10 protein-coding genes are annotated in these 13,039 nt (G+C 64.4%); 3 read left to right on the top strand and 7 right to left on the bottom strand.

Features of this window, described 5'->3' with window-relative positions:
* Positions 1-40: 40 nt before the first annotated feature.
* From AC07WS_RS19820 to AC07WS_RS19790, 7 genes are all read right to left on the bottom strand, one after another.
* A complete protein-coding gene (locus tag AC07WS_RS19820; RefSeq protein ID WP_494730742.1) occupies positions 41-1,744 on the bottom strand; it encodes a ShlB/FhaC/HecB family hemolysin secretion/activation protein in 1,704 nt (567 codons plus the stop codon).
* Between the two features lie 102 nt (positions 1,745-1,846).
* Entirely contained in the window at positions 1,847-2,575 is a 729-nt protein-coding gene (locus AC07WS_RS19815; RefSeq protein ID WP_494730741.1) for an ABC transporter ATP-binding protein, read from the bottom strand.
* 12 nt (positions 2,576-2,587) lie between these two features.
* Positions 2,588-4,537, bottom strand: coding sequence for a branched-chain amino acid ABC transporter ATP-binding protein/permease (locus tag AC07WS_RS19810; protein ID WP_494730740.1), 1,950 nt, complete (start codon positions 4,535-4,537; stop codon positions 2,588-2,590).
* 3 nt (positions 4,538-4,540) lie between these two features.
* Positions 4,541-5,431: a branched-chain amino acid ABC transporter permease gene (locus tag AC07WS_RS19805; RefSeq protein WP_494730739.1), complete on the bottom strand. Its 891-nt coding sequence runs from the start codon at positions 5,429-5,431 to the stop codon at positions 4,541-4,543.
* 78 nt (positions 5,432-5,509) lie between these two features.
* Complete coding sequence (locus AC07WS_RS19800; protein WP_494730738.1) at positions 5,510-6,667, bottom strand: ABC transporter substrate-binding protein; 1,158 nt, start codon at positions 6,665-6,667, stop codon at positions 5,510-5,512.
* 198 nt (positions 6,668-6,865) lie between these two features.
* Positions 6,866-7,390 carry a tetratricopeptide repeat protein gene (locus AC07WS_RS19795; protein WP_494730737.1) on the bottom strand — a complete coding sequence of 175 codons (525 nt, stop codon included), beginning with the start codon at positions 7,388-7,390 and terminating at the stop codon, positions 6,866-6,868.
* An 11-nt stretch (positions 7,391-7,401) separates the two neighbouring features.
* The gene (locus AC07WS_RS19790) at positions 7,402-9,417 is read right to left on the bottom strand and encodes a bifunctional 2',3'-cyclic-nucleotide 2'-phosphodiesterase/3'-nucleotidase (protein ID WP_494730736.1); all 2,016 of its coding nucleotides are present in this window, start codon (positions 9,415-9,417) and stop codon (positions 7,402-7,404) included.
* Between the two features lie 267 nt (positions 9,418-9,684).
* Between AC07WS_RS19790 and prfB the strand changes: the two genes are divergently transcribed.
* The 3 genes from prfB (at position 9,685) to lysS (ending at position 13,022) form a co-directional block, all read left to right on the top strand.
* Positions 9,685-10,789 (top strand): peptide chain release factor 2 gene (gene prfB, locus AC07WS_RS19785; protein WP_161096446.1). Its coding sequence is split into 2 segments (ribosomal slippage): positions 9,685-9,765 and positions 9,767-10,789, totalling 1,104 coding nucleotides; the frame shifts between segments, so codons are not numbered across the junction.
* Entirely contained in the window at positions 10,789-11,466 is a 678-nt protein-coding gene (locus AC07WS_RS19780) for an HAD family hydrolase (RefSeq protein ID WP_494730735.1), read from the top strand. Before prfB ends, AC07WS_RS19780 begins: the two co-directional genes overlap by 1 nt.
* Positions 11,467-11,492: 26 nt before the next feature.
* Positions 11,493-13,022 carry a lysine--tRNA ligase gene (lysS, locus tag AC07WS_RS19775; RefSeq protein WP_494730734.1) on the top strand — a complete coding sequence of 510 codons (1,530 nt, stop codon included), beginning with the start codon at positions 11,493-11,495 and terminating at the stop codon, positions 13,020-13,022.
* Positions 13,023-13,039: the final 17 nt, after the last annotated feature.

The following is a 13,039-nucleotide window of genomic DNA, read 5'->3' as shown; positions in this document are numbered from 1 at the left end:
CGGGTCCTTCCGCCGGCGGGGTTGGGGCCGGCTAAGAAAATTAATACTGATAATTGAGGTTGAAGCCGCCGGCGTTGGGGGCGGTGCGGAAATGCTCGGGCTTGCGGATCGGCCGCCCGATGAAGAGATCGATCTGGGCGCCGCCGAACTGGCCGCGCCAGCCCACCGCGCCGCCAGCCAGGCTGGTGCCGGCCAGCGCGGCGGCGTGCGGCCCCGCGACCTGGCCATAGTCCACGCCCAGGTACAGCTGCGTGCGGTCGCCGATTGACCAGCTGAGGTCGTTACGCAGCAGCCAGCCGCGCTCGGCCGACAGGCTGGCCTCGCCGTCGAAGCCGCGCACCGTGTAGCGGCCGCCGATGGCGAAGCGGTCCTGCGGGATCAGCGTCGAGCGGTTCCATTGCGCGCGCCAGTTGGCCTGGTATTGCAGCTTGACCGAGCGCAGCGCGAACGGCAGCGTCAGCGTGGCGTCGGCGCTGATGACCGTGGGCCGCGCGGTGCCGTCGTCGAACTCCTCCTCCGGCGCCGGCAGGGTGCCGAACAGATGGGTGCCGCGCTTGTAGAGCAGGTTGGCGTCCAGCGTGGCGTCGCCGATGAACTCCTTGTGCGACAGGCCCAGCTCGTGGCCGCCCATCTGGCGGCGCTGCACCTGCACTTCGGTGTCGTCGATGAAGTTGTTGCTGCGGCGGCGGTACAGGCGCACCGAGGCCGTGGTCTTGCGCGCGGCGTCGCGGTACAGCACGCGCGCGGCCTTGAGCTCGACGTTGCCGCTGGTGCCGCTGTAGACATAGGTCTGGTTGGCGCCGGCGATGCCCTGGTAGTAGCGGTAGCGGCTGGCGTTGAGCGAGAACAGCCAGTACCCGGCCGGCATCGAATAGTGCAGCGCGTAGTTGCGGGTGCCGTGGTCGCGGCCCGAGCCGACACCGGCCAGGTCGCGGGTGACGCTGACATAGGCCAGCTCCTGCCAGCCCAGCAGATTGTCCAGCGACACCGTGGCGCCGCCCTGGTATTGGCCGGTGGACTTGCTGCCGCTGTCGTCGGCGGACAGGCTCAGGCGCACCGGCAGCGCCTGGCGCCATTTGATCAGCAGGTCGCTCTCGCCGGGCTGCTCGCCGGGCACGATTTCGATATCGGCTTCGGCGGTCGGCACGCGCTTGAAGTTTTCCAGCGCCTGCTCGATGTCGCGCAGGTTGAGCAGATCGCCGGGCCGGGCCGGCAATGCGGTGCGCCACGAGGCGCGGTCGTTGCTGGCGCCGGCGGCCGGTTCGGCAAAGCGGATCGCCCGGATGCGCCCCGGCACCAGCACCAGTTGCAGTTCGCCGCCGCGCAAGTCCTGCGGCGCGGCCAGCACGCGGGCGGTGACGTAGCCGGCCGCGATCAGCGCGTTCTGCACCTTGCCGATGACCGTGTTGACGCCGGCGCTGCCCAGGCACCGGCCGGCGGCGTCGGCCGCCGCGTCCAGCGCCCAGGCGAACCGGGCCGCCTGGTCGCCCTGCAGGGAGATGTGGCGGATCGGGAAGCACGGGGCTTCGTTAGCCGGATAGCCGGCAGCGGCAGGGACCGGCTCGCGCGGCAGCCGCACGGCCGGCCGCTGCTCCTCGGCCTGCTCGTTCTGTGCCCGCTCCTTTTGCTGCTGACGCTGGATTTGCTGCGCCGCGATTTCGGCCTGGCTCTGGCCGTGCGCCGCCTGATGGACCAGGCTGTACAGCAGCACCACGCCGCACAGCCGATTGCTTACCTGTTGCATTTATTGCCTTGCAGAAACTCAATAGTTGCAAATTATATCTATCGAGTTTCCGTATGGCAATTTATTTATTTAAGAAAATATAACTTTTACCTTGATAGTAAGTTAATGCCCCTGCCCGCCACCAAGGTAGGCCGCGATCACTTTGGGGTCGGTTTTCAGGCTTTCCGCCGGGCCGTGGACCGAGATCGTGCCGTTTTCCAGCACGTAGCCGTAGTCCGCCACGTTCAGCGCGGCGGCGGCGAACTGCTCCACCAGCAGCATCGTCACGCCCTCGGACTTCAGCCGCTGGATGATGCGGAACACTTCCTCGACCAGGATGGGCGCCAGGCCCATCGACGGCTCATCGAGCAGGATCACCTCCGGGTTGAGCATGACGGCGCGCGCCATCGCCAGCATCTGCTGCTCGCCGCCGGACAGCGTGCCGGCCAGCTGGTGCTGGCGCTCCTTCAGGCGCGGGAACAGCTCCAGCGACTTTTCCAGATCGCGCTTGATGTCGCCCCTGGGCCGGGCGCGCGTGAAGCGCGGGAAGGCGCCCAGCAGCAGGTTGTCGGTGACCGTCATCGACGCGAACACGCGCCGCCCTTCCGGCGAATGCGCCAGACCGGCGCGCGCGATCTTGTGCGAGTCGGCGCCGGTGATGTCCTTGCCGTCCAGCGTGACCTTGCCGTCCTTCGGCTTGAGCATGCCGGAGATGGCGCGCATGGTGGTGGTCTTGCCGGCGCCGTTGGAGCCGATCAGCGTGACCAGCTTGCCCTTCGGGACCTCCAGCGAGATGCCGTGCAGGACTTCGACTTTGCCGTACGAGGCGTGCAGATTGGTGATCGATAGCATGTGCTGTCCTCTTTAATGCGCCGCTGGCGCTTTGGTGCCGCCGTGTTCTTCGCCGCTGCCGCCCAGGTAGGCCTCGATCACCTTGGGGTCGCTCTGCACCGCAGCCGGTTTGCCTTCGGCGATCTTCTGGCCGAAGTCCAGCACCGTCACCGTGTCGGACAAGGCCATCACCACGTCCATATGGTGCTCGATCAGGATGATGGTGATGCCGTGGTCGCGGATCTTGCGGATGATCGCCATCAGCTCCTTGATGTCGGGCGCGGTCAGGCCGGCTGCCGGTTCGTCCAGCAGCAGCAGGCGCGGACTGAGGCCCAGCGCGCGGCCTATCTCCAGCAGGCGCTGTTTGCCGTACGGGAGATTGCGCGCCTCCTCGTTGGCCATCGCTGTCAGGCCGACGAATTCCAGGATGCTGGCGGCGCGTTCGCGCGCGGCGCGCTCCTCGCGCTTGTAGCGCGGCGTTTGCAGCATCACGTCGAGCACATTCGATTCGAAGGTGTTGTGCAGGCCGACCAGCACGTTCTCGGTCGCCGTCATTTCGCCGAACAGCTGCACGTTCTGGAAGGTGCGCGCCACGCCGCCCAGCGCGATCTCGGACGGCGTGCGGCCGGAGATCACCGCGCCGGAGAACGACACCTTGCCGGCGGTGGGCTTGTAGATCCCGGTGAGCACGTTCATCATCGTGCTCTTGCCGGAGCCGTTAGGGCCGATCAGGCCATGCACCGATCCCTGCACCACGTTCAGGTCCACCTGGTTGAGCGCCTTCAGGCCGCCGAACTGCATCAGGATGCGGTCGACGCTGAGCAGCGTCTCGCCGGCCGCGCCGCCCTTGGCGCGCGCGAACGGTTCGGCGCCGCTGGCCTGCACCGCCTGCGCGTGCACGGCGCCCCGCCCCATCAGGCTTTGCAGGAAGCCGACGATGCCGTCCTGCAGATAGTAGACCACGAACAGCGTCATCAAACCGAAGATGGTCAGGCGCCAGTCGACGATGTTTTCTAGCTTGTAGGAATACGCGGCCATGCCGATGGTGGCGACCAGCGGCACCATCACGCCGCGCACGGTGGCGCGCCGCTTGTACAGCATCAGCGCGGAGCCGATCACACCCAATACGGCGGCGGCCACCGCGATCTTGCGGAACAGTTCAATGTCGGCCAGCAGGCTGGGAAGCATCACCACGATCATCGCGCCGATCAGCGAACCGGAACGGGTCTTGCGGCCGCCCATGATCACCGCCAGCAGGAACAGGATGGTCAGCTCGAAGTTGTAGGTGTTCGGCGAGATGTACTCCTCCGAATACGCATACAGGCTGCCGGCCAGGCCCGCGAAGCCGGCGCTGATGATGAAGGCATACACCTTGTAGCGGTACACCGATACGCCCATGCAGTCGGAGGCGATCGGGCTGTCGCGCAGCGCCTCGAAGGCGCGGCCCAGGTTGGACTTCAGGATGCGGTGGACCACGATCAGCGACACCACCATCAGCGCCGCCACCATGTAGTAGTAGCTTACCTCGCTGAGCTTCTGTCCGATGATGGTGGGCTTGGCGATCTTGATGCCCATCGGGCCTTCGGTGAGGAAGGTCATCTCGTTGATCAGGATCTGGATGATGGTGCCGAAGGCCAGCGTGACCATCGCCAGATATGGGCCGGTGACGCGCAGGGCCGGCAGCGCGAGAATGGCGCCGAACACCGCGGCGCCGGCCACGCTGGCCGGGATCGCGATCCAGAACGGCGCGCCCAGCTTGAACACCATCACGCCGGTGGCGTAGGAGCCGATACCGAACAGGCCCGCGTGGCCCAGCGACACCTGCCCCGTGTAGCCGACCACGATGTCCAACCCGAACAGCAGGATGGCGTAGATCAGGATCGTCTCGAACAAATGGATGTAGTACGGATTGGGGATCAGCACCGGATACAGCACCAGCGCCGCCAATCCCACGATGCTCGCCGCGAGGAGTTTCTTGTTCATGGATCAGACCTTTTTGATGGCGGCTTTGCCGAACAGGCCGGACGGCTTGATCGCCAGTACCAGCAGGAGCAGCAGCAGTCCCGGTACTTCCTTGTAGCCGGTCGAAACGTAGTAGCCGGTGGTGGTCTCGGCGATGCCCAGTATCAGGCCGCCGACGATGGCGCCGACGCCGGAGGTCAGCCCGCCGATGATCGCCACCGCGAACGCCTTCAGGCCGAGCGAGGCGCCCATGGTGGCGCCGGTGAGCGTCAACGGCGCCACCAGCACGCCGGCAAACGCCGCCGTCGCCGACGACAGCGCGTACGAGAAGGTGATCACCATGCGCGTGTTGATGCCCATCAGGCCCGCCGCGTCGCGGTCGTTGGCGGTTGCCACCACGGCCTTGCCGTAGATCGACTTGCGGTTGAAGATCTCCACCGCCGCCATGATCGCCAGCGCGCCGACGATCACCGCCACCTGCATCGGCTGCACGTTCGCGCCCAGCACCTGGAACGGCGTGGAGCTCAGCGGCGACGGAAAGGTCAGGTCGTCCTTGCCCCATATGTTCTCGGCCACGTTCTTGAAGATGATGGCCAGCGCGATGGTCGACATGATCCAGCCGAACTCCGACTTGATCTTGATCGCCGGTCGCACACCTATCCATTCGACGAACATGCCTTGCAGCGCGCCGAACACGATCACCAGGGGGATCATCAGCAGGTAGTTCATGTAAGGCCCGCCGTGGATGGTGCCGACCAGGCTAAGCCCGACCAGTGCGCCCAGCATCAGCGACTCCCCCTGGCCGAAGTTGAGCGTGCCGGACGTGGCGAAGGTGAGCTGATAGCCGAACGCGATGACGGCGTAGATCATGCCGAGCGCGATGCCGCTGAATGCCAGTTGCAGGAAGATTTCCATGATAACCACCACTTTAGGACGACAAGAAAAAGGCCAGGCTTGAATCCTCAAGACTGGCCAGTACGAAGACCTGCGAGCTTACTTGGCCAGCACTACTTTGCCATCTTTGACTTCGCCGAAGACGGTGATGTCGGCGGTGATCGCTTCGTGATTGTCTTTGCTGAACGGCTTGTTGTAGGTGGTGACCACGCCGTCGATCTTCTCGCTCAGGTTTTCCAGCGCGGCTTTGACTTTAGGCCCGTCGGTGGAACCGGCCTGCTTGATGGCCGCCGCCAGCAGGTAGATCGAATCGTAGCCCTGCGCCGCCGACACCGGCGACGGCATGCGGTCGCCAGGCGGATGGTAGGCCTTGACGTAGGCGTCGATGAAGGCCTTGCGCTTGGGCGTGGTCGGGTCCTGGATGAAGGTCTGCGGCATGCGGGTGCCGTTGCCGTTCTTGCCGGCGTTGTCGATGAAGTTAGCCATCGACAGCGTCCAGCTGCCGATCAGCGGCACCTTCCAGCCCAGTTTTTCCATGCCGTTGGCGATCTGCGCCAGCTCCGGGCCGATACCGTAGGTCAGCACCACTTCGGCGCCGGCCTGCTTGGCCTTGAGCAGCTGGGCCGTCATGTCGACGTCCTTCAGATTGTATTTTTCGATGGCGACGGCGCTCATCTTCTTGAGGGCCAGCGCCTTCTCCAGGTCTTCGCGGCCAAGCTGGCCGTAGTTGGTGGAGTCGGCCAGGATGGCGACCTTCTTGAATTTGCGATGGTCCACCGCTTCCTGCACGATCATGTGCGACTGGATCGTATCGTTGGCGGAGTTGCGGAAGATGTAGTTTTCAGGCTGGTCGGCGAACTGGCGGGTGACGATGGAGCCGGTGGCGACGTTGTTCATGACCGGGATCTTGGCTTCCTGGTAGAAGCGCTGCGAAGCCAGGGCCACGCCGGTGTTGATGTAGCCGACGGTGGCGGTGACCTTTTCCTTGTTGATCAATTCCTGGGCGATCTGCACGCCGCGCTCGTTCTTGGCTTCGTCGTCGCGTTCGACCAGCTGGATCTGGCGGCCCAGCAGGCCGCCCTTGGCGTTGATCTCCGCCACGGCCAGCTTGACGCCGTCGCGCATCGATACGCCCATCGGCGCGGAACCGCCGGTGAAAGGACCGGCCACGCCAATCTTGATGGGTTCAGCCGCCATCGAGGAAGCCGAGAAACCGAGTGCCATGCCTGCAACGAGCATTTTCAACTTGAAATTCATCTGTGATCTCCTGTTTACAACGTTCTTATAGTGGTCGCTTACGTGGGAAATTCGGCCGGATGGGCTCCCCATCGATGGAGCATTGTAGGTTAGTAGATCGGCAGCAGCAACAGATAGATGTGCGGCATCGCAGCAAGCCGAAAACGGGCCGCCGCGTGTAAGCAAGCAGTAAGGAAGGCGTGCGCCGGGAGGCGAAAATTACATGCCGGAGGTGCGCTGCGCCAGGGCGCGATTGGCGAAGCGCATCTGGGTCTCGGACAACGCCTCGTTGCGGTCGAAGCCCATGGAACCGTCGCGCAGGCCGATGGCCATGGCCATCACCGCTTCAGGATACTCCAGATCGGCGGCTTTTTCTATCAGGTGGCGCGCGGCCTGCTCGTCGCGTTTGACGCCGTCGCCGCTCAGGTACAGGTTCGCCAGCGCCAACATCGCGGCAGGCATCTGGCGGTCGGCGGCAAATTTCAGCCAGCGGGCCGCGGCCTTGGCGTCGCGCGCGACCGCCATGCCGTTCCGGTACATCATGCCCAGATAGCAGGCGGCCAGCGGATCGCCGGCCTTGGCGGCGGTGCTGAAGATCGAAAACGCTTTCGGCAAGTTGACGGCCACGCCGGAGCCGCCGCGCAGGTACAGACGCGCCTCGTCCACCGGCCCGGCCGCCGCGCAGCTTGCGATACCGGTCGCCGCCAGCAGCAAGCCCGCCAGCACTTTACGTCCCTGCTTCATGCGTCCTCCGTTCATATGGACAAATCGATGGCATACAGGGCCAGGCCCTTGCCGCCGCCATCGTCCGTTTTAAGCTGGGTGACGGCCTTCAGGCCCGCCTCCCTCGCCAGTTCCACCATGTTGGGGGCGGAGTGAAACACCACAGCGCCCTTGGTCGCCACCGGCGCGAAACGCCAGCTGCGCGTTGCGCCGTTGCGGGCGCGGGTCACGTTCTTCTGCTGCTGGATGTAGGCGATCAGCACATCGCGGCTGGCATCCGGCGATGCGAGGATGGTCCGGCTGCCGTCCAGGCCAGGGAAAGCGCCGCCGCCGCTGGCCCGGTAGTTATTGGTCGCGACCAGGAATTCCTGCGACGGCGACAGCGCCGCCCCCTTGTAGCGCAGGGCCGTGATGCGCTGGCCAGCCGGCTTGGTCACGTCGACCTGGTAGCTGATGTCGGCGTCGCTCAACATGTCAAAGTTGAAGCCTGGGACGGCGGTGTTGACCAGCTCCTGCTGCGCGCCGCTGGCCGGGTCGATGCGGTTGAAGCGTTCCGCTGCCTTTTCCAGCCAGGCTTTCAGGCCGGCGCCGTCCACCTTCACCACATGCAGCGCGTTTGGGTACAGGTACAGGTCGGCCACGTTGTTCAGCGCCAGGCCGCCCGGCTTGACGTCGGTATAGTCGCCCGCGCCGGCGGCGCCGGCCTTGAACGGCGACGCCATCGACAGCACCGGCAGCGCCGCAAACTGCGGCAGGTTGGCCTTGACGTAGCTCTGCACGTAGGCGGTCTGCGCCTGGTTCACCACCTCGATGGCGCTGACGTCGCCGACGTCGGCGAAATAGGTCGTCATGCGGAAGTCGCTGCTGCCGACCGGCGTTTTCACGTAACGGATGGTCGCCTCGTGCTCGGCCGCCACCATCGGTGCGATGGCGGGATCGGCGGCGACGTAGCTGCCGTCAGGGTTCCGCGTCGAGCGCACTTCGACCGTGGTGCGGCTTTTGTCCACCACCCAGGCCTTGCCGTCGTACTTCAGGCGCAGGCCGATCACGCCCAGGTGCTTGCCCCACAGGTTGGCCATCACGGCGGGCACGCCGTAGACGGTGCCCTTGGTCTTGTCGACGTTCGGCAGGCCGAATTCCGGCACCTTGCTGGCGGCGTCCGGGAACGGCTGGTGCGAGTGGCCGATCATCATCGCGTCCACGCCCGGCACCTGCGCCAGGTAGTAGTTGGCGTTCTCCATTTCCGGTGCATACTGCGCGCCATCGAGGCCACCGTGCGAGATGGCCACCACCAGGTCCGCGCCCTGGGCGCGTATCCGCGGGATGTACTTCAGCGCCGTCTCCCGCACGCCCTCGGCGTAGACTTTACCTTCCAGCCAGTGCTTATCCCACGACATGACCACCGTCGGCGCGAAGCCGATGATGCCCACCTTGATCGTCGCCGTCACCGGCTTGCCATCGGGGCCGGTGGCGCTGATCTGGCGCGTGAGAATGCGGTATGGCTCGAACAGCGGCTGCCTGGTCTTGCTGCTGTAGATATTCGCCAGCACGATCGGGAAGTTTGGCCCGGCGCAGCGCGGCGCGTTGGCCGGCACGCCGTCCACGTCGAAATGGCTGGCGGTGACCTGGTTCAGGTACGCCAGCCCGTAATTGAACTCGTGATTGCCGATGCCGCCGCCGTCCACGCCCAGCGCATTCATGGCCTTGTAGATGGCCAGGGTCTCGCCGCACGGCACCGGCGCGACCAGCGCCTGATAGTCGGCCAAGGCCGTGCCCTGGATGGCATCGCCGTTATCGAGCAGCAGATTATTGGGGAATTCGGCGCGCGCCTGCTTGATCAGCGTCGCGGTGCGCTCCAGGCCCATCGACGCATCGGCCTTCAGCTTGTAGTAATCATAACCGAGCACGGTCGCGTGCAGGTCGGTGGTTTCCAGCAGCGCCAACGTGGCCTGCGCGCCTGCGGGCGTCGTCACGCCGTGCGGCAAGCCGGCACAGCCGAGCAGCAAAATGGGCAACGCGATGGTGAGGCGGCAAACTGCTGGGCGCATGAGGAAACTGTCTAAAGTTGCAACTTTTTGGCAACGAACCGGTGCGCAACATCATACGCAGAGGAATTCCTTGCATCAAGCTACTTCAGGGAGAGCCGCCATATTTCGTGCGGTTCGTGGTGAAAATGTCAGTATTTTGCATCAGCCGGCAGCCGCCGGGCGCTCCCCGCACCGCGCCAGGCACGCCACAGGCTAATTAGCTGCGAGGGAGCGGCCCGGCTAGGGTATAATCGAAGGTTTGATTTCAGCCTTAGAAAAGAAGAAAACATGGAAGCCGAACGCATCAACGCCCTCTCCGCCCTGCTCGCCGATCTGACCTCGCGCGAAGCCGAACTTCGGAGGTATCTTTGACTTCGATAAAAAGTCAGAGAAGCTCGAACAAGTAAACGAAGAACTGGAAGACCCGACGGTCTGGAACGACCCGAAAAAGGCCCAGGATCTCGGCAAGGAAAAGAAATCGCTCGAAGCCATCGTCTTCGCGCTGACCAAGGCCGACACCGACCTTAAAGACATGGGCGACCTGTTCGCCATGGCCAAGGAAGAAGGCGACGACGACACGCTGGAAGCGCTGATCGTCGATGCCGAAGAAGTCCGCAAGGTCATCGAAGGCATGGAGTTCCGCCGGATGTTCAACAATCCGATGGACCCGAACAACTGCTTCATCGACATCCAGGCCGGCGCCGGCGGCACCGAGGCCCAGGATTGGGCGTCGATGCTGCTGCGCCAGTACCTGCGCTACGCCGAACGCAAAGGCTTCAAGGTCGAGGTCATGGAACAATCCGACGGCGAGGTGGCCGGCATCAAGACCGCCACCATCAAGGTCGAAGGCGACTACGCCTACGGCTACCTGCGCACCGAGACCGGCGTGCACCGCCTGGTGCGCAAGTCGCCGTTCGACTCGGCCAACGGCCGCCACACCTCGTTCACGTCGCTGTTCGTGTACCCGGAAGTGGATGACTCGATCGACATCGAGATCAACCCCGCCGACCTGCGCATCGACACCTACCGCGCGTCCGGCGCCGGTGGTCAGCACATCAACAAAACCGACTCCGCGGTGCGTCTGACGCACGGCCCTTCCGGCATCGTGGTCCAGTGCCAGAACGACCGCTCGCAGCACCGCAACAAGGCCGAGGCGATGGAAATGCTGAAGGCGAAGCTGTACGAGCTGGAACTGCGCAAGCGCATGAGCGAGCAGCAGAAACTGGAAGACTCCAAGACCGACGTCGGCTGGGGCCACCAGATCCGCTCCTATGTGCTGGACCAGTCCCGCATCAAGGACTTGCGCACCAACTTCGAGACCGGCAACACCAAGGGCGTGCTGGACGGCGACCTGGACGACTTCATCTCGGCATCGCTGAAGCAAGGCGTCTAATGACCTCGAATTCGCAGCGCGCGTTCATCTTCGACATGGACGGCACCATCGTCGACAATATGGCCTTCCACACCAAATCGTGGCTGGCCTTCTTCGCCCGTCGCGGCCACGACCTCGACGCCGATGAATTCTTCCGCGCCACGGCCGGCCGCCAGGGCCATGAGATCATGAGCACCTACCTGGGCAAGCCGATGTCCAAGGAAGAAAGCGCAGCGCTCGACTTCGAGAAGGAATCGCTGTACCGCGAGCTGTACGCGCCGCACCTGGCGGCGGTCGACGGCTTCGAGGCCTTCATCGCCCGCGCCAAAAGCGCGGGCGTCAAGCTGGCCGTGGCCACCGCCGCGCCGACCGAGAACATCGACTTCACGCTCGATGGCCTGGACCTGCGCAGACAGTTCGACGCCATCGCCGGCGCCGCCGACGTCGCGCGCGGCAAGCCGGAGCCGGACGTGTTCCTGCTGGCGGCCCAGCGCAGCGGCGCCCTGCCCGTCCACAGCATCGTGTTCGAAGACGCGCCGCTGGGCGTGGAAGCGGCGCGGCGCGCCGGCATGCGCGCGGTGGTGCTGACCACCACCTTGCCGGCCGAGGCCTTCGCCGAATTCGACAACGTCATCGCCGTCGTGCGCGACTTCAGCGAGCTCGATGTCGAAGCGCTCTTCGCCGCCGCCATTAACTAATCATCACCTCAACAAAAGAACAGACCATGACTACGGATCTTCAAGAACAAGCAGCAGCGCCCGACGAAAACAAGATCATCGCCGAGCGCCGCGCCAAGCTGGCCGCCATCCGCGAACAAGGCGTCGCATTCCCTAACGACTTCAAGCCACAGCATAAAGCCGCCGACCTGCACGCGCAGTACGGCGAGAAGTCGCGCGAAGAGCTGGAAGCCAATCCCGTGACCGTGGTGCTGGCCGGCCGCATGATGCTCAAGCGCGAAGCCGGCAAGAAGGCCGCCTTCGCCACGCTGCAGGATTCGTCCGGCCCTAAAGCCGACGGCCGCATCCAGATCTACGCCACGCTGGACCTGACCGGCGAAGCCGCGATGGCCGCGCTGCACCACTACGACCTGGGCGACATCCTGGGCGTGACCGGCACGCTGTTCAAGACCAAGACCGATGAACTGACCATCAAGGTATCGGAACTGCGCCTGATCACCAAGTCGCTGCGCCCGTTGCCGGACAAGTTCCACGGCCTGGCCGACCAGGAGACCAAGTACCGCCAGCGCTACGTCGATCTGATCATGAACGAAGAAACGCGCCGCACTTTCAAGGCGCGCACCGCCGCGATTTCGTCGATGCGCCGCTTCATGGAGAAGAACGAGTTCATGGAAGTGGAAACGCCGATGCTGCACGCCATTCCCGGCGGCGCGGCGGCCAAGCCATTCATCACCCACCACAACGCGCTGGACATGCAGATGTTCCTGCGTATCGCGCCTGAGCTGTACCTGAAGCGCCTGGTGGTCGGCGGCTTTGATCGCGTGTTCGAGATCAATCGCAACTTCCGCAACGAGGGTGTGTCGGTTCGCCACAATCCTGAATTCACGATGATGGAGTTCTACGCGGCCTACACCGATTATCACTGGCTGATGGACTTCACCGAAGCGATCATCCGCCAGGCAGCGATCGACGCGCACGGTACCGCGACGCTGACCTACGGCGGCCGCGAACTGGATCTGGCCAAGCCGTTCCACCGCCTGACCATCGTCGAGGCGATCAACAAGTACGCGCCTGGCTACACGCCTGAGCAGTTGACCGACGTTGAGTTCATCAAGACTGAACTGCTGAAGTTCGGCGTCAAGCCGTTCGCCACCGCCGGCCTGGGCGCGCTGCAACTGGCGCTGTTCGAAGAAACCGCCGAAGCGCAGCTGTGGGAACCGACCTATATCATCGACTATCCGGTCGAAGTGTCGCCGCTGGCCCGTGCTTCGGATACGCGTGAAGGCATCACCGAGCGCTTCGAACTGTTCATGGTCGGCCGCGAGATCGCCAACGGCTTCTCCGAGTTGAACGATGCGGAAGACCAGTCGGCCCGCTTCCTGTCGCAGGTTGCGGCCAAGGACGCAGGCGATGAAGAGGCGATGTTCTACGACGCCGACTACATCCGCGCGCTGGAATACGGCATGCCGCCGGCCGGCGGTTGCGGCATCGGCATCGACCGCCTGATGATGATCATCACCGACTCGCCGAACATCCGCGACGTGCTGCTGTTCCCGCACTTGCGCCGCGAAGAGTAAGCAAGCAAAAAGGCCGC

It is taken from the genome of Duganella sp. GW821-FHT01E12 (assembly GCF_059422325.1).
Note: the sequence above shows the minus strand (reverse complement) of the source record. Positions and strands in the feature narration are given on the sequence as shown.

What these genes read in the sequence shown, in the direction of transcription:
- AC07WS_RS19820 (WP_494730742.1), bottom strand. Translation starts at nt 1,744, where the DNA reads ATGCAACAGGTAAGCAATCGGCTGTGCGGCGTGGTGCTGCTGTACAGC.
- AC07WS_RS19815 (WP_494730741.1), bottom strand. Translation starts at nt 2,575, where the DNA reads ATGCTATCGATCACCAATCTGCACGCCTCGTACGGCAAAGTCGAAGTC.
- AC07WS_RS19810 (WP_494730740.1), bottom strand. Translation starts at nt 4,537, where the DNA reads ATGAACAAGAAACTCCTCGCGGCGAGCATCGTGGGATTGGCGGCGCTG.
- AC07WS_RS19805 (WP_494730739.1), bottom strand. Translation starts at nt 5,431, where the DNA reads ATGGAAATCTTCCTGCAACTGGCATTCAGCGGCATCGCGCTCGGCATG.
- AC07WS_RS19800 (WP_494730738.1), bottom strand. Translation starts at nt 6,667, where the DNA reads ATGAATTTCAAGTTGAAAATGCTCGTTGCAGGCATGGCACTCGGTTTC.
- AC07WS_RS19795 (WP_494730737.1), bottom strand. Translation starts at nt 7,390, where the DNA reads ATGAAGCAGGGACGTAAAGTGCTGGCGGGCTTGCTGCTGGCGGCGACC.
- AC07WS_RS19790 (WP_494730736.1), bottom strand. Translation starts at nt 9,417, where the DNA reads ATGCGCCCAGCAGTTTGCCGCCTCACCATCGCGTTGCCCATTTTGCTG.
- AC07WS_RS19780 (WP_494730735.1), top strand. Translation starts at nt 10,789, where the DNA reads ATGACCTCGAATTCGCAGCGCGCGTTCATCTTCGACATGGACGGCACC.
- lysS (WP_494730734.1), top strand. Translation starts at nt 11,493, where the DNA reads ATGACTACGGATCTTCAAGAACAAGCAGCAGCGCCCGACGAAAACAAG.